Origin of the sequence: Oceanisphaera arctica (genome assembly GCF_002936955.1) — a bacterium.
GTDB lineage: Bacteria > Pseudomonadota > Gammaproteobacteria > Enterobacterales > Aeromonadaceae > Oceanimonas > Oceanimonas arctica.
Genome location: NZ_MPZM01000003.1, coordinates 112,731 through 129,493 on the forward strand (window position 1 = coordinate 112,731; position 16,763 = coordinate 129,493).

General features: G+C 58.4%; 17 protein-coding genes. 8 read left to right on the plus strand and 9 right to left on the minus strand.

The features are described 5' to 3' along the window. Positions 1-65: 65 nt before the first annotated feature. From UN63_RS02650 to UN63_RS02660, 3 genes are read left to right on the plus strand one after another with little or no spacing between them, the layout of a single operon-like run. A complete protein-coding gene (locus UN63_RS02650; protein ID WP_229793452.1) occupies positions 66-1,352 on the plus strand; it encodes a paraquat-inducible protein A in 1,287 nt (428 codons plus the stop codon). Beyond that, complete coding sequence (pqiB, locus tag UN63_RS02655; protein WP_104485225.1) at positions 1,345-2,982, plus strand: intermembrane transport protein PqiB; 1,638 nt, start codon at positions 1,345-1,347, stop codon at positions 2,980-2,982. The genes UN63_RS02650 and pqiB overlap by 8 nt, the downstream gene beginning before the upstream one ends. Further along, the gene (locus UN63_RS02660; protein WP_104485226.1) at positions 2,979-3,602 is read left to right on the plus strand and encodes a PqiC family protein; all 624 of its coding nucleotides are present in this window, start codon (positions 2,979-2,981) and stop codon (positions 3,600-3,602) included. The genes pqiB and UN63_RS02660 overlap by 4 nt, the downstream gene beginning before the upstream one ends. A gap of 102 nt (positions 3,603-3,704) precedes the next feature. Here UN63_RS02660 and UN63_RS02665 read toward each other — a convergent pair whose 3' ends face one another. The 3 genes from UN63_RS02665 to UN63_RS02675 all read right to left on the minus strand — a co-directional run bounded on the left by UN63_RS02665 (position 3,705) and on the right by UN63_RS02675 (position 6,069). Next, a complete protein-coding gene (locus UN63_RS02665; protein WP_104485227.1) occupies positions 3,705-4,868 on the minus strand; it encodes a mechanosensitive ion channel family protein in 1,164 nt (387 codons plus the stop codon). Positions 4,869-5,076: 208 nt separating this feature from the next. Then, on the minus strand, positions 5,077-5,364 hold the full coding sequence (locus UN63_RS02670) for a sll1863 family stress response protein (RefSeq protein WP_104485228.1): 288 nt from the start codon (positions 5,362-5,364) through the stop codon (positions 5,077-5,079). A gap of 147 nt (positions 5,365-5,511) precedes the next feature. Beyond that, positions 5,512-6,069, minus strand: a complete 558-nt coding sequence (locus tag UN63_RS02675; RefSeq protein ID WP_229793453.1) for a cytochrome P460 family protein — start codon at positions 6,067-6,069, stop codon at positions 5,512-5,514. Between the two features lie 304 nt (positions 6,070-6,373). Here UN63_RS02675 and UN63_RS02680 point away from each other — a divergent pair, with 304 nt between their 5' ends. Together UN63_RS02680 and UN63_RS02685 are read left to right on the plus strand one after the other, a co-directional pair. Continuing rightward, complete coding sequence (locus UN63_RS02680) at positions 6,374-6,535, plus strand: helix-turn-helix transcriptional regulator (RefSeq protein ID WP_229793454.1); 162 nt, start codon at positions 6,374-6,376, stop codon at positions 6,533-6,535. Between the two features lie 510 nt (positions 6,536-7,045). After that, positions 7,046-7,603, plus strand: coding sequence for a porin family protein (locus tag UN63_RS02685; RefSeq protein ID WP_219821051.1), 558 nt, complete (start codon positions 7,046-7,048; stop codon positions 7,601-7,603). Positions 7,604-7,652: 49 nt separating this feature from the next. Here UN63_RS02685 and UN63_RS02690 read toward each other — a convergent pair whose 3' ends face one another. Together UN63_RS02690 and UN63_RS02695 are read right to left on the minus strand one after the other, a co-directional pair. Next, the gene (locus tag UN63_RS02690; RefSeq protein ID WP_104485231.1) at positions 7,653-7,844 is read right to left on the minus strand and encodes a DUF1289 domain-containing protein; all 192 of its coding nucleotides are present in this window, start codon (positions 7,842-7,844) and stop codon (positions 7,653-7,655) included. Between the two features lie 19 nt (positions 7,845-7,863). Further along, positions 7,864-8,229 carry a SpoIIAA family protein gene (locus UN63_RS02695; RefSeq protein ID WP_104485232.1) on the minus strand — a complete coding sequence of 122 codons (366 nt, stop codon included), beginning with the start codon at positions 8,227-8,229 and terminating at the stop codon, positions 7,864-7,866. Between the two features lie 188 nt (positions 8,230-8,417). Between UN63_RS02695 and UN63_RS02700 the strand changes: the two genes are divergently transcribed. Next, positions 8,418-8,918 carry a phosphatase domain-containing putative toxin gene (locus UN63_RS02700; RefSeq protein WP_104485233.1) on the plus strand — a complete coding sequence of 167 codons (501 nt, stop codon included), beginning with the start codon at positions 8,418-8,420 and terminating at the stop codon, positions 8,916-8,918. 188 nt (positions 8,919-9,106) lie between these two features. Here UN63_RS02700 and UN63_RS02705 read toward each other — a convergent pair whose 3' ends face one another. The 3 genes from UN63_RS02705 to UN63_RS02715 form a co-directional block, all read right to left on the minus strand. Beyond that, complete coding sequence (locus tag UN63_RS02705) at positions 9,107-10,420, minus strand: NCS2 family permease (RefSeq protein ID WP_104485234.1); 1,314 nt, start codon at positions 10,418-10,420, stop codon at positions 9,107-9,109. A gap of 24 nt (positions 10,421-10,444) precedes the next feature. Next, positions 10,445-11,557, minus strand: a complete 1,113-nt coding sequence (locus tag UN63_RS02710; protein ID WP_219821052.1) for an adenosine deaminase family protein — start codon at positions 11,555-11,557, stop codon at positions 10,445-10,447. 101 nt (positions 11,558-11,658) lie between these two features. Further along, positions 11,659-12,570: a LysR family transcriptional regulator gene (locus UN63_RS02715; protein WP_104485236.1), complete on the minus strand. Its 912-nt coding sequence runs from the start codon at positions 12,568-12,570 to the stop codon at positions 11,659-11,661. 166 nt (positions 12,571-12,736) lie between these two features. Here UN63_RS02715 and UN63_RS02720 point away from each other — a divergent pair, with 166 nt between their 5' ends. Both UN63_RS02720 and UN63_RS02725 read left to right on the plus strand, forming a co-directional pair. Beyond that, positions 12,737-13,408 (plus strand): Dph6-related ATP pyrophosphatase, encoded by a 672-nt coding sequence (locus tag UN63_RS02720; RefSeq protein WP_104485237.1) that lies wholly within the window; start codon positions 12,737-12,739, stop codon positions 13,406-13,408. 141 nt (positions 13,409-13,549) lie between these two features. After that, the gene (locus UN63_RS02725) at positions 13,550-13,987 is read left to right on the plus strand and encodes a cytochrome c family protein (RefSeq protein WP_104485238.1); all 438 of its coding nucleotides are present in this window, start codon (positions 13,550-13,552) and stop codon (positions 13,985-13,987) included. A 19-nt stretch (positions 13,988-14,006) separates the two neighbouring features. Here the strand turns inward: UN63_RS02725 and UN63_RS02730 are convergent, their stop codons facing one another. Further along, positions 14,007-16,706: a cation-transporting P-type ATPase gene (locus UN63_RS02730; RefSeq protein ID WP_104485239.1), complete on the minus strand. Its 2,700-nt coding sequence runs from the start codon at positions 16,704-16,706 to the stop codon at positions 14,007-14,009. Positions 16,707-16,763 lie beyond the last annotated feature (57 nt).

Sequence of the window (16,763 nt, forward strand, 5' to 3'; positions counted from 1 at the left end):
AAAACAGTACCATATCGGCATCAGTCGCTCATCGACACGCTCGGCCCACCGTGTCGCGGCGGCGCTTGCGTGTCTGCCACGAATGCGACCTGCTACTGGCGTTACCTTCACTTAAATCGGGTGAAAAAGCCGATTGTCCGCGCTGCGGCCATACTCTGGTTCGCCGTCATGCCAATCCGGCCGAACGCAGCCTGGCCCTGGCCATTGCCACCCTGATCACCCTGGCGTTGTCGGTGGCCTTTCCCTTTATCAGCTTCGATATCAGCGGCATCGGCAACCGCATCGAGCTGACCGAAACCGCCTCGACCCTCATTGGCCAGCATCAGCCACTGGTGGCCCTCTGCGTGCTGCTGACGGTGATAGTGCTGCCTGCCATCTATCTGCTGAGTCTGTCCTGGCTGTGCCTGGGGCTTATCTTGCAACACCCCCTGCCCCGCAGCCGACAGCTGGCCCGCACCCTGCGCCATGTGACTCCCTGGATGATGGCGGATGTGTTCGTGATCGGCACCTTGGTCAGCCTTATCAAGATCATGGGCATGGCCCACGTCGAGCTGGGGCTGTCGTTCTGGTCCTTCTGTGCCTATGCGCTGCTGCTGCTGCTGACGACCCAGTCGGTGGACAGCGACTGGCTGTGGTTTTCGCTCGATAAAGAACCCCAGGCTCCCGCCGGTTCCAAAGTTGGCCTTGCCGCCGCCGAGCAGGGCCTCAGCGGTTGTCACACCTGCGGCCTGGTCAATCGTCTGCCGGAAAGCGGCAAGGGCCGCTGCCAGCGTTGCGACGAGCCGCTGCACCCTTATCACGCCGGTAATCAGGTAACCCTGGCCCTGCTGGCCGCCTCTGTGGTGATGTACCTGCCGGCCAACCTCTACCCCATCATGATCACCACCTCGCTCGGTGATACCACGCCTTCGACCATTATCGGTGGCGTGCTGCTGTTTCTCCAGGAGGGCGACTTTCCCATCGCCATGATCATCTTTGTCGCCAGCGTGCTGGTGCCGGTCAGCAAGATGCTGGCCTTGCTGTGGCTCTGTTATGTGGTACACCAGAAACAGCGGCCCCTGAGCCAGATGAGCCGTATTCGCCTCTATCGTATTACCGAATTTATCGGCCGCTGGTCCATGGTGGACGTGTTCGTGGTCGCCATTCTGGTGGCCCTGATCCGTAACGGCTCCATCATGTCCATCGAGCCCGGTGCCGGTGCCCTGGCCTTTACCGCCGTGGTATTGCTGACCATGCTGGCGGCCATGATGTTTGACCCGCGCAGCATCTGGCAGGGCGCCAGTCCATCTGAACACGCAGACTTATCTTCTACCGGACCTCAGCGTCCATCCAAGGAATCATCTCATGTCTGACCCGCAGCGCGCCGAACGACGGCCCCAGCGTTCCCTCTCTCCCATCTGGATTGTGCCTCTGGTGGCCCTGTTGATTGGCGCCTGGATGATTTACGATAACCTGAGCAAACTGGGCCCCTCTATCACCCTGATCATGGACAATGCCGAAGGCATAGAAGCCGGAAAAACCCTGATCAAGACCCGAAATGTGGAAGTGGGCCGGGTAGAAAAAGTCAGGCTGTCGGACGACCTTAATCATGCGGAAATCACCGCCCGCATGAGCCCTCAGGCAGAAGACATGCTCAACGAGGATACCCGGTTCTGGGTGGTCAAGCCCCGTATCGGCCGCGAGGGCGTCAGCGGCCTGGGCACAGTGCTGTCCGGTGCCTATATTCAGCTGTTGCCTGGAAGCAGCGAGATGTCGAAAGAAGTATTCGACGTGCTGGAACAGCCGCCGGTGGCCCCACCCGACGCCGAAGGTCTGCGCATAAACCTGATAAGCCAGGTGGGTAATTCCATTTCCACCGGCGATCCTGTGACCTATCAGGGGTATACGGTAGGCCGGGTAGAAGACAGCCATTTCGATCCGGACAAGCGGGAAATGCGACACCGGCTCTACATCCAGTCCCCCTACGAGGTACTGGTCACCAGCACCACTCGTTTCTGGACCGCCTCCGGCGTGGATGTGCGGCTGGACTCCGAAGGGTTCAAGGTGAACGTTGCCTCGTTGGAATCACTGATCGGTGGCGGCATCACCTTCGGCGTCCCCGAAAATGCCTCCATAGGCCGCCAGGCCAAGGAAGGCGCCAATTATGTGCTGTTCAACGATGAAGACAGCGCCAAGGAAGGCCGCTACGGCCAGTATCTGGAATATGTGATGCTGGTGGACGACACGGTACGCGGCCTGAGCCCCGGAGCCCCGGTGGAATATCGGGGGGTACGTATCGGTACCGTGGTCAGCGTGCCCTGGAACTTTACCGCACCCCAGCCCGACTCGCTCAGCCGCTTCGCCATTCCGGTGCTGATCCGCATCGAACCCCAACGCTTTGACGACACCGAGCAGGACGTGGACACAGAGCAGTGGCAACAGCGACTGGAACGCATGTTTGACCATGGTCTGCGCGCCTCACTCAAGGCCGGCAACCTGCTCACCGGCGCCCTGTTCGTGGATCTCAACTTCTACAAAGAGGCGGTGCCCTTCCAACGCATGACCTTTGTGGAAAAACAGGTGTTTCCCACCACCTCCGGCGGCTTCGCCCAGATTGAACAGAAGGTGTCCAACCTGCTGGACAAGCTGAACAACCTGCAGATTGAGCCGGTATTAAACACCCTCAACGAGACCCTGGCCAGCACCCAGAAAACCATGGACAAGGTCAACGGCATTGCCGCCTCGGTGGATGCGCTGCTGGCGGATCCGGCCACCAGCCAGCTGCCGGACAACGTGAACACGACCATGCGCCAGCTGCGTGATACCCTGCAGGGCTTTGCCCCCGACTCTCAGGGCTACAACGAGCTGACCCAGACCCTGTCGCGGCTGGAAAAACTGATGCGGGATCTGCAGCCGGTGGTCCGCACCCTGAGCGATCAGCCCAACGCCCTGATCTTTGACAAGAAACTCACCGAAGACCCACAACCGAGGGCCAGGAAATGATAACAACTCCCCGCACCCGGCCGGCATTACTGCCCGGCCTGGTACTCAGCCTGCTGCTGGGCCCCTTACTGCTTGGCCTGAGCGGATGCGCCGGCAGCGATCCCGCTCCGTCCAGCTACCTGCTGCCGTCCACTGCACCGACAAAGCAATACCCGCATACCCTGGCCATTAGCGTGGCCCCGGTCGGCATCGCCGGCCATCTGGACAGTGAGGGTATAGTGATGCAGTTAAACGACATCGAGGTGTATCAGGCGCGCCAGCACCTGTGGGCCGAAGATCTGGGCAAACAGCTGCAACAACAACTGCAGCAACGGCTGACGCTCAGCCTGCCCCGCTCGCAGGTGGTGGGTAAAGGCCAGCCGATGTTAGGCGGCGTGCCGGTAAGGGACATCAGAATTCAGGTGAGCCGCTTTCAGGGCCATCACGACGGCATGGCCCTGGCCGAGGGCCAATGGCAACTGCTGGATGGCAGCGGACGCCTGCTGAAACAGGCCGGTTTTCGGGTTGAACAGCCGCTGACCGACGACGGCTATCCGGCCCTGGTTCGCACCCTCGCCGCCGCCTGGGAGCAAGTGGCTGATCAACTGGCCGCAGAGTTGAGCCTGCAACCCTCTTTGTAAGCCCCACTTCAGTGGGGAAAACATGGCAACAGGCATCGCCCGGCTAAAGCCGAGCCCTGTTCGAGCCAGATGATGTTTAACCCGATTGGCAAGGCTCGCTTGCTAATCGGTATTCGGTTCACTCTTCGACTCCATCGCCTTGCCCTGTCGATTAAGCCAGGGCTCCAGGCCCTTGGCTTCGTCGATAAACAGCTGCAGATGGGGAAAGGGCATTTCGATGCCGGCGTCATCCAGTCCTTGTTTGATGCTCTCCAGCAACTCGCAGGAAATTCGCCCCTTCACTTCCACATCTTCCGCCCGTACCCAGACCTGAGCGCTCAGGTTCAACGATGAATCCGCCAGCTCGCGCAGCTGTACCCTGGGCTTCATCTGGTCGTTGGTGATCACCATGGGGTGGGCGCTCAACAGCGGCATGATCACCTCCCGCGCCCGCTCAACCGACTCTTTATAGGCAATGCCCAAGGGAATGCGAATACGGGTCGGCCCTTCGGCGCTGAAGTTAATGATGTCCGAGGTCGCCACGCTTTCGTTGGGGATCATGGTAAAAATGTTGTCCCGGGTGCGTAGCCAGGTGGTACGAAAGGCAATACGCACCACCCGGCCTTCTTCACCGTGGATCTGCACCCAGTCACCGATGCGAAAAGGCCGCTCGATAAGCAAGGTGATACCGGCAATAAAGTTAGCCAGCGTGGACTGGGCCGCAAAACCGACGGCGATACCCACAATACCCAGACCGGCGATAATAGAGAGCACATCGAAGCCGAACTGGGCCATGACGGTAATGGCGCCCAGGGCGATAAGAGAGACCGACAGGGTGTTCTTGCACAGCTGCTCCAGCGAAGAGTCGATATGATGCCGCGACAGGCTGGAGGTGAGACCGCGAGACAAGAGCAACCAGAGCACATAAAAGGCCAGCGCCATCAGTCCGGCCCGGGCCGCCCCCTTGAGCACACCATCGGGAGCACCGTATTGGGCCAGAATGGCCACTATGGCCGCCAGGCCCAACAGATAACGCAGCACGGTTCTGGCTGACATCAAGGGCCGGGTGCCATAGTTCGAGCGCCCCAGCACCAGCCTGAGCAGGCTGGCCAACAGCCAGTACACGGTGCCAAACAACACCAGAATCATCATCGAGACCAGCAGCTGACCCACCACGGCCACCGCCAGCTCTTGCCAGTTGAGCCCGCTCACCCCCAGAGCGTCGCTGGTATCGGTCAAGCTCGCCTGAAACTGTTCCCACAACAGGGTAATACTGGAATTAGCCATTATCACATCCTTGTATTCAGCTAAAAGTCTTACGTCGCCTGTCGCATAAAACTATAGCATCTCTAGCAAGGTCAATAACTTAAGAATATTTAAGACAAGCATGATCAACAGATTAAAGGGCACCAAGCCACGTCCTTGGCTGAGTGCAGGTACGTGGAAATCGTTGAAAGGATACAGCCTGTGTCCTGTCAGAACCCAGGCTGTCGTGTTACTTGAACTTGTCGGCGGCATCCTTGAAAGAGCCCTTGAGCGTGGTCCAGGCGCTTTCAAAGCCATGTTTTATCGACTCCCAGCTATCTTCGCTACTGTTGGACAACTCATCCAGTTTTCGCTCGCTTTGCTCAATTTTTGCGTCAAGAGCGTCGATGTGCCGGTTCAGTTCCAGCTGTTTATCGGCACTCGCTGCCGATGCCTGGGCCTTGAGCTTGTCCAGCTCAGCCTTCCATTCATCCAGTTTGGCCTGGGCCTTTTTCTGATACAGCTCTCTCTCATTCATGGGAACTCTCCTTATGCTGTGATTGAAAGCAGACCACCAAACAACGGGGCCATCAAGTGCCGGCACCGACAGATGCCGACCAGAAACACTTAGCCATAAGCGGCCATGATTTCAATAATGCGTTCAGTCGGTCGCCGCCAACCAGCGTTATTTTCTCAAGGTCGGATACCCTTCGGTGAAGACCCAGCCGGTGGCCTCTGCCGGTATGTGGCAAGTCTGACAGGTATCGGCAAAGCTCTTGGACACATTCTTCGAGGGATCTTTGGCCTCATACAACGCCCAGCCCCAGCCCTTGCCCCAATGGGGGCCATCGAAACGGCCTTTATCGTCTTTGACCATTACGAACCAAACCCCTTTATCGCCAGCCCACTGCGCATGGCCCGTGGTCTTGGTGCCCGACTCGATACCGCGAATTTCCTTGATTAACAGGGTACCGTCGGGGAATTTCCCTGTTTCTCTATAGCCCTCTACCGCCTCAGGCTGAGTGTAGACATCATGAAAGCCATGACCGGGAGCCTTGTCATCCGCCACTATCCAAGAGCCCAGGTGGGTCCAACTGACACGGGCATCACCGGGCAGAGATATCTCACCCTTAGGGCTCACATGGCGGCTATAGGTGTCTTCGGCGATATCGGCCGCCATGGCGGATAATGGTCCTACCATCACAGCAACCAGCAAGGTACCTGGAATTATATTGTTCATCATTCAGCTCCTGCCTTCAGTTAGCACTTGTCGTTGAATAATGGCCGCTCCCTCCCGCAAACGACACCAGCACGCTTGCCCTATCCAGGAAGGCCAACTTCAATAATAAGCATGGACGATAAAAACAAGACGGGTGGTATCTTATCGTCCATCTTTAATACCCTATGGTATCAATATGGACAGACTCGCAGCACTGCTCCGGCATTTTCATCTTGATGCCCGTGTATTCAACACCGGCCGGCTCTGTGATGCCGGGTAGCGAGGGGGCCGTCAGGCCGGTCTGGCCGACCCACGGCTGGCACAGGCATTGAACGCCATCCACGAACAGCCCTCGACTAACTGGACTCTGGTGACTCTGGCGGCAAAGGCCGGCATGTCCCGCGCCCGCTTTGCCGAGGCCTTTCGCAATACCCTGGGGCAGACGCCCAACCGCTGGCTGAAACAATGGCTAACACCCATGTCTGAATAAGATAATTTTTCCGCTGGCAACAGGCGGAGCGATGAAGACAACAGGAATAATTCAGCCTGTTAATTGACATATCGCTCCCGCCTGCCTACATCTATGTGGTGTTTGCAATGAGGCAATGGCACTGAGATAGATAGTCTATAATCAGATATGGCAACTCGGATTGTTTGATATGCGATGCTCTGTTTTTAATTGTGTTCAGGATAAAACTCAAACCCGATTGAATAGAAACAGAGTCCTGCTTATCCCCTGAATAAGGATTACCAATGCCAATATTAAGCGTTATATAAATTTTTGGTTAAACGAATAAAATTAAACACTTGGCCGTCAACAAGCGAGTGTATTAGGATAGAGAGCAAGTCTGCCAGTACATTGCAGATTTATAGAAAATAGTGATAAGTCTCAACTGAGACTAAATAAAGGTCGCTGTAAACGAGGTAAACAACAGACAGCTTCCGGACTGTTTTCGTGCTTGGTAGTGTTTTGATGATTAGTCCAGACAAGGAGTTCTTCATGAATACGATCAAGAAGTTTTCACTCGCACTATGCGCCAGCGCCATCATGATTCCCGCCTACAGCCAAGCTCAGGGTATGTCGTCCCATGACTTCGGACCGCATACAGGCGACCGGGAGTTCTCACTGTCCGGTACCGGTACCAGTAACAAGGATTTCGACAACAGCAGCTTTGGGGTATCGGCGGATCTCGGCTGGTATTTGTCTGACAGAACAGTCGCCGGGGTACGCCAGAGCATACAGTACGCCGACATCACGGGCGAGGATCTGACCGATGACTTCTGGAACGGCAGCACCCGCGGCTATATCGATTATCACTTCGGCACGCAGGCAGCCCGTCCCTTTGTTGGCGCCTCACTCGGTGCCATCTACGGTGACGGTGTAAAAGACACCGGTACCGCAGGCCTGGAGGCTGGTCTTAAATACTACGTACTCAGCTCTACCTACATACTGGCGCGCGCCGAATACCAGTTCCTGTTCGACAGCGGCAGCAGTGCAAGCGACAACTTTGACGACGGTGCCTGGGCCTACGTGTTCGGTATCGGCTTCAACTACTAACACCCCGCCGACAAAAGCCAGCCGCCAAGGCTGGCTTTTTCATGGTCGCTCAGCTCACCGCCAGCTCCTGTATCCGCCGGGCGCAATTGGCCAGAATATTCCTCTTTTGCTCATCCGATTTGTCACCCCAACCGATAATTTCCGTAATACTGCGATAACAGCCTCGGCACACTTCCTCTTCGTCGAGCTTGCACTGCCTGATGCAGGGGCTGGGCACCCTCTCATGTTTATCTGTTGTCATCTGTATCCTTGTTAACGAATTAGCGGGCAAGCCAGGCTTGGGCTTCCGACTCCTGCGCCGGCTCGAACGCCTTGATATCGAGCCCGGGGATCAGGGCGCCTTCCAGTTTGCTGGCCGTTCTGACCCAGCCTTGCTCGGCAATCACCGCCACCTTGTCAAACCGCCGGATCATCCTGAACAGCTCCGGGAGGCGAGAAAGCTCCACGCCAATGGCTCCCAGTGTCGGCCAGTCGAACTCGCCAATGCGATACAGCATTCTGCCGTTATTCATGCTTTCGCTTTTCTTTACCAACTCGTCCAGCATGGCCTTCATGTCATCACTGTCGAGTTGACCGCTGAATTCGATATCCAGCCGGTTTGCACCCTTAAGCGTTATGTTGAACATACACCCTCCCGGTTTGTGTAATCTGGTGCCCTGTCTTTAACTTTACATTATTTTCAGATCACTTCGCGTTCACACCGCCGTTTTCCATACCCAAGGTTTTCCAGGCCGTAGTTTTCCATTCAATCAAAGCACTGGCTACAGTTGAAAGAGTCCCGGCGTAAACCGTCGACAACACTCAAGGAGACATCATGAGTTCAGCCAACACCCACCCGGTATGGTACCTCAATACCCCCAAGCCGGGCCGCCTGGCCCTGACCCCCTGCCCCGGCACCAAAACCGTCTCTCTGGTCGACAGCCTGAAACAGCTGAGCAACAACGGGGCCGGCGCCGTGATCAGCCTGACCACGGCGGCCGAGCTGGCAGAAAAAAACCTCACTCAGTTGCCCGAGCTGGTCACCGCCCTGGGAATGCGCTGGCTGCACCTGCCCGTTCATGAAGACGAGGTGCCGGATCTGGTCTGCGAAGACAAATGGCAAGCCAATCAGGTGGCCATGCTAACCCAGCTGGCCCACGGCAAAGACGTGGTGATCCACTGCATAACTGGCTCGGGCCGCACCGGCCTGATTGCCTATCGGCTATTGAGAGCACTGGGGGTCGAGCCCCAACAGGCGCGAGAACAGATCAAGGCGGTGCGACCCAACGCCTTTACCCTGCCCGAGCAGGACGACTATATAAAAAGACTGGGCTAACGGCTCGGCGCCATAAGATCATGGCATAGTGGCTGCCAATCTCGCTTCGCTTGTGAATTTGCGCCGTATAAGCCGTATAAATAGGCGCCTACGGAATTGATAGTGGCCATGAACTGGCCACTTCAGGAGAAGGAGCACAACAAGGCCTTCCACCCTTTGTGCTATTACATGGATCCGGATACCCGGTGTTAGTGCGCGCTGGCCACCACATGGAAGTAGTAGATCATGGCCACGGCAATGGCATACACAGACCAGTGATCCTCGCGCCAGCGACCGGTAGCCAGCTTGAGGAAGGCATAAACCACCATGGCGGCGGCGATGCCGTTACCGGAGTTGAAGCTGAAAATGGTCATTGCCACACAAAAGAAAGCCGGCAGATACTCGGTGATGTCGTCGTAATTCACCTTCTTCATCGACGCCATCATGGAGATGCCGATGAAGATCAGTGCCGGTGCCGTGGCCACAGTGGGGATCATAGAAGCCAGCGGCGACAAAAACAGCATCAGCGCAAAGCCCAGCGCCGCCACCACGGCGGTCAGGCCGGTACGGCCCCCCGCCTCAACCCCCGCGGAGCTTTCCAGATAGGTAGTCAGTACCGGGCAGGAAAACAGCGCGCCAAAGGTGGTGGCGCTGGAGTCCACATGAAAATTCTTCTCGATGCCCGGCAGGTTGCCCTTGTCATCCAGGTAACCGGCACGACCGCCCACCCCCAGCAGGGTGCCCAGAGTCGAGAAGAAATCCGGAATAAAGAACGCCAGCAGAAACGGCAGGTACTTCACATCCAGCGCGCCCATGATGTCCAGCTCGAACACCATGCCGTCCATGGACCCCGGCATCGCAAACAGCGACTCGGGCACCTTGGTGACGCCCAGCGGAATGCCGATGGCGGTCACCAGCAGAATGGCGAGGATGATGCCGCCTTTCACCCGACGGGCGGTAAACAGCATGATCAGAAACAGCCCCACCATGGCCAGCATAGGGCCCATGGCGTTGAGATCGCCAAACACCAGCACGTTCTTCTTGGCGTTGGCTACCACTATGCCCGCCTGCTTGAAGCCGAGCAGGGCGATAAACAGGCCGATACCCACCCCCACAGACACCTTCACGCTCTGGGGAATGACCCGCACGATAAAGTCGCGAATGCCGAGAAAGGACACCAGCATGAACAGCACGCCGCTGATAAAGACGATGCCCGAAGCAATGCTCAGGGGCACGCCGTCACCCAGCAAGGTGTAAGAGAAAATGGCGGCACTACCCAGCCCCGGGCCAAGCACGAAGGGCCGGTTGGTATAGAGGCCCATGGCCAAGGTGGTGAGCACCGTCATCACCAGGGTGACAGTCAGCGCCGCCGAGAACGGCAGGCCGCCCTTGCTCAGCATGCCGGGAATGACCGCCACTATATAGACCATGGTGGCGAAGGTCGTCAGCCCGGCAATCAACTCCGTGCGTACATTGGTGCCATTTTCCGGCAGTTTGAACAAACGATTCAACAGATTCAACATGGGGGGAGTTTTTCCTGTTTGGGGTCAGGTTGCAGTACGAGGTAACCGATAGCGGACATGCCGCTGCGGCGGGATCACCGGCTCGGCCGCCAGAGCGGCGCGCAGGCGGTCGAATTCGTCGGGCCAGTCGTTGCGCCAGCGGGCTTTCAGGGTCTCTGGCGCCCAACTGGCCTCAATGCCGTTCAGCATGCACTGGCGAATACCGTCCAGATCGAAGCCGAACTCTTCCACCATCACCCGGTACAGCTCGGCGCCATTGGTGTTGTGCATGTGCCAGTCATCGGTGCAGGGCACTATGTTCAGGCCCAGCTCGGCCATCTTGCGGATGGGATGCCGCTGCCGCCAGATATCTGTCTCCGGCCACTGGCTCAGATAATAGGTATTGGACGGGATCACGGTGAACGGCACCCCCTCGCGGGCACAACGAGCGGCCAGCTCGGGATTGTCGATGACAGTGTAACCGTGATCAATACGATCCAGGCCAATCAGATCCAGGCCGGTTTCCACATTGCGCCAGTGCAGGCCGAACTCGGAGCAATGCCCGGTCAGCCGATAGCCGTGGGCCCTGGCCAGGCGATAGGCTTTCCAGAATCCTTCCACCGGCGCCAGCTGTTCCTTGTAGTCGATGCCGATGCCCAGCACATAGGGATGGGGGTGCGCTATCATGGCCTCAACCATGGCCACCGCCTCTTCCGGTGATTTTTCCCGGTTGATGGAGGGGATCAGCCGCATCACCAGACCCAGCTCCCGCTCCACATCGTCACAGGCCCGGATCAGCGCCCCGTTGGCGGCCTGATAAGACATGCACACATCACTCGGATTCCAGAAGGTTTCAATATAGCGAATGCCGGTGGCGTGGGCGTCTTCTGCCACTTCACGGGCTACCCGGTAGTAGTCTTGTGGGCTGCGCATCAGGGTATAGAGAAAATTCAGGGCCGCAATGCCACCCCGGCGTTCGCCATTGGCGCTCTGGTAGGCCCGGTAATAGCTTTTGGCCTCGGCCTCCGGCAGCGCCACGCCATAATGGCGGGCCAGATCCTGCATGGTAGACAGCCGCACGCCGCCCAACAGGTGGTAATGAATGTCCACCTTGGGAAAACGATGCAAAAATTCGGTAAAGGGCAAACGGGAACTCACTGCCACCTCTCTTGATGAAAACGATGCGGGGGCGGATTATCTCTGTTACGGCAGCCGGCAGGAAATGCCGAAACTGATATGCCTGTGCCGGATCGGCACCGTTATTCGGCGGGGGGGTGGCGAGGCTGTAGCAGCTGCCAGCCGGACGCCAGTCGCTGGCTTAGCGTCTGCCAGAGTCGTTCGGCCGCCGGGCTCAGGGTTGCCTCATGACGGTAGAGGCGGATTTGATAGGGAATACGCAAGCTGTCCGGATTCAGCGGCACCAGGGTGCCCCGGCTCAGCTCGTCGCCAATCAGACAGTCGGGCAGCCAGGCCACCCCCTTGCCGCGCAGCGCCATGTCTTTGTGCAGCTGGCACATGGAGGTTTCGAACACTGGCTGCAACTGGCTCAACGCCGGAACCGGCATCTGACGCTCAATCAGTTTGGCGCTGAAAGAATCCGCGCTGTAGCGTAGATAAGGAAGGGTGTCGGCCTCGGGCGTGAACAAGGGTTGGCCCTGCTCATCGGTGCCGCCGACCAGCAGGAAGTCTCCCTGCCCCAGACAGAAGTTGAGAAAGGGCGGCTGCATCAGAGAGAGAATATCGAAGGACAGCAGCAGATCGCACTCCCCTTCGGTGAGCGCCTCCACCGCAAAATCCACCCGCAGAATATCGATGGCAGAGGCCGACTCTTCCACCAGCTCGAGCAAGTCCAGCAAGGTGGGCGTGGTGAGGGAATGGGGCGCGGCCACCCGCACCGGCTTGAAGCTGGCCCTGGGCGTCTGCTGCAAACGTGCCAGACCCTCGCTCATCTGCTCGGTCAGGTTGCGGGCCAGGGTACGAAACTGGCGCCCGGCCGGCGTCAGGCTCAGCGGATGGGTGCTTCTGTCTACCAGTTGCTGGCCCACCGCCGCTTCCAGCGCCCGGATATGGCGGCCAAAAGCAGGCTGGGTAATATGACGAGCCTCGGCGGCACGAGAGAAATTGCGCAGCTCGCACAGCACCAGATAATCCTCCAGCCATTTGATGTCCATCTTGTTCCTCGCCTCATCGCAACCAGGCCATATTACCCCAGAACCGCGCCCTTATGCCCTGTTTAGCGCAACAAGATGGCACCCCATTTGACTGCTCATCATGATAAAGTCCCGGCATATCATCCTCTTGTGTCGGCCCATAGCGCCGGCCCCATCAAGGAAAATCATGACCAGAAAAACCCTGATGTCCTGGAGCAGCGGCAAAGACAGCGCCTGGGCCCTGCACACACTGCAGCAAGATCCCGAATTCGAAGTGGTGGGTCTGTTCACCACTGTCAACGAGGAATTCCAGAGGGTCGCCATGCACGGCGTGCGGGCCGAGCTGCTGCACCGACAGGCAGACAGCATAGGCCTGCCGCTGGAGATCATCTATATCCCCTTCCCCTGCAGCAACGAGCAATATGCGGCGCGCATGGCCGCCTTTGTGGATAGCGCCAAAGCCCGGGGCATCGCCTGCTTCGGTTTTGGCGACCTGTTGCTGGAAGACGTACGCCAGTACCGGGAGCAACAGCTGCTCGGCACCGGCATAGAAGCGGTGTTCCCCATCTGGGGCACGACCACCGATACCCTGCCCGGCAAAATGTTTGCCAGCGGCCTGCGCACCGTTATTACCTGCCTCGATCCGAAAAAAGTCCCCGAGCACCTTGCCGGCCAGGAACTGAGCCCGGCCCTGCTGGCCGAACTGCCCGAGGGCACCGACCACTGCGGCGAAAACGGCGAGTTTCACAGCTTTGCATTCGACGGCCCCATGTTCCGGCACAAAATCGATATCCGCATCGGCGACATAGTCCACCGCGACGGCTATGTATTTACGGACGTGCTGCCGGTGCACGGCTAAACGCAACGGCCCGACGGCGCCGCTGCCGGCCCGCATAAACAGTCCTTCTTGCTCGTCGGCCTCACGCTCCTTGCCCTAAACTGAATAGGATGCCACCGGAATTCATCCGGTGCGCACCGTGCCTACAGGGAGTAAATTGACATGAAACGTCAGCAACTATTCATTATTTCGCTTGTGGCCCTTGGGCTAAGTGGCTGTGATCAAAGCTCTAAAGGCTTCAGTCTGCCGCCTGGAGATATCGCGCAGGGGGAGCTGGTATTTAAGGATATGCAGTGCCTGAGCTGCCATACCATGGAAGGTTATGAACGACCAGAGGGGGATTGGGAATTGTCTGTTGCCTTGGGTGGCAAGGGGACGAGCCTGAAAACCTACGGCGAGCTGGTCACCTCGGTGATCAACCCTTCACATCGACTGGCAAAAGTCGATGACATGTCGGCGATTCAGGTTGACGGAAAATCGGTCATGCCGGTCTACAACAATCTCATGAGCGTATCCGAACTCGTTGATCTGGTGACCTTTCTGGAATCGAAATACGAGCTAGTGGCTTACGAACCAACCAATTACAGCATTCATCATTGATTGACAGGGTCTGTTGATCCTAGAAACGGCCCGACTGAAAAAGCCGGATCCGTATCTGTTTTTCAATTTCGATAACCGCAAATAACGCCATACCCGTGCCGAGGATCAGCATGCCGTCCGGCAAGGGGATGGCTTGCGTGGCGAACACCGATTGCAGGGGGGGCAGATAGGTCACGGCGAACTGGCCAGCGGTGACTACCAGCACCGCCCACCATATGGCTTTGGTGCCGCGTATGGCCTGCCACGTCACGGATGTGCCATACATGTTGCGGATAAAAAACAGGTGAAATATTTCCATCACCACCAGCGTATTCATCACCATGGTACGGGCCAGTTCCTGCGAATAGGCCTGCTCGAGCGCATAGGCATAAATTCCGAACACGCCGCCCAGAAACAGGGCCGCCACCAGCACTATGTGCCACACCAGGGTGCCCGTCAGCAGCGGCTGGTCGCGTGGGCGCGGTGGCCGGTGCATGGTGTTTTCTTCAGTCGGCTCGAAGGCCAGGGCGATACCCAACGAGACGGCGGTGATCATGTTGACCCACAAAATCTGGATTGGCGTGATCGGCAGCGCCATGCCGAGCATGAGCGCCACCATAATGGTCGAGGCTTCACCCGCGTTGGTTGGCAGCGTCCAGCTGATCACCTTCTTGATGTTGTCATACACGGTTCGGCCCTCGCGTACGGCGGCGACAATAGAGGCAAAGTTGTCATCCGCCAGCACCAGCTCGGCGGCTTCCTTGGCCGCTTCGCTGCCTTTCATGCCCATCGCAATACCCACTTCGGCGCGCTTGAGGGCCGGCGTGTCATTGACACCATCGCCGGTCATCGCCACCGTAACGCCGTGCGCCTGCATCGCCATCACCAGGCGCAACTTGTGCTCTGGGCTGGTTCGGGCAAAGACATCTGTGTTCATCACGGCCTCCCCCAGCGCCGCATCATCAAGCTGGTCCAGCTCGGCACCGGTCAGCACGCTTGCACAATTTTGCAGGCCAATCTGCCCCGCAATGGCCATCGCAGTTGCCGCGTGATCACCTGTGATCATCTTTACCCGAATGCCTGCCGCCTGGCACTGTGCCACCGCCGCCATCGCTTCCGGCCTCGGCGGATCGATAAACCCGACCAGGCCGAGCAGGATCAGGGAGCCCGCCAGGTCGCACTGCTCAAGCACCGTATGTTCGGGCGGCACTGGCACCACAGCCAGGGCAAGCACGCGCTGGCCCTCGGCCGCAATCTTGTCAGCCTGCTGCCGCCAGTCGCCTTCGTTCAATGGAGCCATGCCGCCCACGGCGCTACGCTGTGCCCTGCACATCGTAATAATCTGTTCCGGAGCGCCCTTGATGGCGATAAAGGCGTGGTTTTCATGATCATGATGCAGGGTAGCCATGAACTTGTGCCGGGCATCGAAGGGAATGACATCGGTTCGCGTCCAGAGCCGGCGCTCGTCGTCACCGGATATTCCGGCCTTTCCGGAGAGCGCCAGCAGGGCCCCTTCCATCGGGTCGCCTTCAACGGTCCACGTATCCTGGTGTCCTTTAAGCTCGGTATCATTACAGAGGGCGGCCACCCGGCCCAGCTCCGTCAATGACGGATGTTCCGGCACCGAGATGGCGCGGCCCGACACCTTTATCTCGCCCCGCGGTTCATAGCCCGTATCCTCGATGGTGTAGCACTGCCCGTCCATGACCACAGACACCACACTCATTTCATTACGGGTGAGGGTGCCGGTCTTGTCGGTACAGATAACCGAGACCGCCCCGAGCGTTTCGATGGCCGGCAAACGGCGGACGATGGCATTGCGCCGCGCCATGGCCTGTACCCCTACCGCCTGCGTGATGGTCAGCACCGCCGGCAAGCCTTCCGGTATGGCGGCCACAGACAAGCCCACCACCGCCATGAACAGCTCGGTCACATCGTGATGCTGTACCAGGTAGCCATAGGCGAAAATCAGTACGGCAATGGCCAGAATGAAGAGGGTAAGCCACCTGGCGAACACCGCCATTTGCTCGACCAGTGGCGTGGTCAGGGTTTTAACCTCGGCAAGCAGGCCGCTGATACGCCCAATCTCGGTCACAGCCCCCGTCGCCACCACCACCCCCGAGCCCTGGCCGCTGGTCACCGTGGTGCCGCTGAAGGCCAGACAAGTGCGGTCGCCCAGAGCCGCGGCGGACGCGACCGGCCGGGTTTGCTTTTCCACCGCGACCGACTCCCCCGTAAGAATGGCTTCCTGAATATGCAAGCCATGGGCCTTGAGCAGCCGGAGATCGGCGGGTACCTTGTCTCCGGCCTCCAGCAACACGATATCGCCGGGCACCAGCTGTTCGCCTGCCACCGTGTGCCGTTGGCCATCGCGCAGCACGGCCGCCCGCGGCGCCAGCATCTGCCGGATGGCATCCATCGCCTTTTCCGCCTTGCCCTCCTGGAGCAAACCGATAATGGCGTTGACGATCACCACCGCCAAAATCACGGACATGTCCACCCAGTGTGCGAGCAGACCGGTAATGAGGGCTGCCCCCAGCAGGACGTAGATAAGAATATTGTGGAAGTGGATCAGAAAGCGCCGCAGCAGACTGCGCTTGGGCGGTGGAGGTAGCCGGTTGGGGCCGTGCATGTCGAGCCGCGCCAATGCCTCGTTGGCGCTCAGCCCCGTTGGTGCCGCCTCCAGAACAGAGAGCGCCTTTTCCTGTGACAACTCATGCCAATTATGTTGACTGCTCATGTGCATCCCGGCCCGGCTTCGGTTGTATGAATTCTAACACCGGGCACGGAAGTCATG